Raw genomic sequence first — 883 nt, forward strand, 5'->3', positions numbered from 1 at the left:
TAATATAATCGCTATTATTTTAGAGGGGTGTTTATATGACAAATTTTGCTTATATTGATGGGAAAAAAATTGCTTATGATGATATTGGCTCCGGAATACCAATCGTTTTTATACATCCTCCAGGAATGGGAAGGTACGTTTTTCATTATCAATATAGACTTCAGAAGAAATTTAGAGTGATCTTTCCAGATCTATCAGGTCATGGTGACAGTGATAGGCTACATGAACATGAAAATTTAATTGTGGAGTATGGTAATGAGATAATATCTTTGTTAGATACATTACACATTTCTACTGCAGTTATTTGTGGTTATTCAGCTGGTGGGACAATTGCACAGTATCTTGCAACCCATTTTCAGGATAGAGTGAAGGGCTTGATTTTATTTGGGGGTTACCCTGTAGTTTATAATACTTTGCTTGCGATAGAGCATAAATTAGGATTTTATATGGCAGAAAATCATCCAAACTTGTATGCGACAATTTTAGCAAAAAGTCATACGAAAAATAAAACAGTTAGAAAGCTATTAATTAAACATATGAAAAAGTCACAAAAGGAAATTTGGGCTCGCTATTATGAAGAGGTATTACATACAAATTTTTATGATGAGGTAGATAAATTAACCATGCCAATTTTACTTATTTACGGAACGAGATCGGATGTATTTAATCGCTATAATCGAATTTTTCGCAAAAAGAATAAGCGAATAAGGATTGTATTTTTTAAGCGAACAAATCATCAAACATTGACAAAAAGATGGACATTAGCAAATGAAGAAATCACTCGATTTTGTAATAGGATAATGATAAAGAAATAATTAAAAATAATGTCGATTTTTAAGAAAAATTTTGTTTTTTGCAGGAATTTAGATGATAAATCTATAAT

Annotated in this window: 1 protein-coding gene; it reads left to right on the plus strand. The window is 30.5% G+C overall.

Annotated elements, in window-relative coordinates:
* The first annotated feature begins 35 nt into the window (after nucleotides 1-35).
* Nucleotides 36-815, plus strand: coding sequence for an alpha/beta fold hydrolase (locus tag HU235_RS10925; protein WP_095302682.1), 780 nt, complete (start codon nucleotides 36-38; stop codon nucleotides 813-815).
* The last annotated feature ends 68 nt before the right edge of the window (nucleotides 816-883 follow it).

Origin of the sequence: Metabacillus niabensis, from assembly GCF_902829255.1 — a bacterium.
Lineage (GTDB): Bacteria > Bacillota > Bacilli > Bacillales > Bacillaceae > Metabacillus > Metabacillus niabensis.

What these genes read in the sequence shown, in the direction of transcription:
- HU235_RS10925 (WP_095302682.1), top strand. Translation starts at nt 36, where the DNA reads ATGACAAATTTTGCTTATATTGATGGGAAAAAAATTGCTTATGATGAT.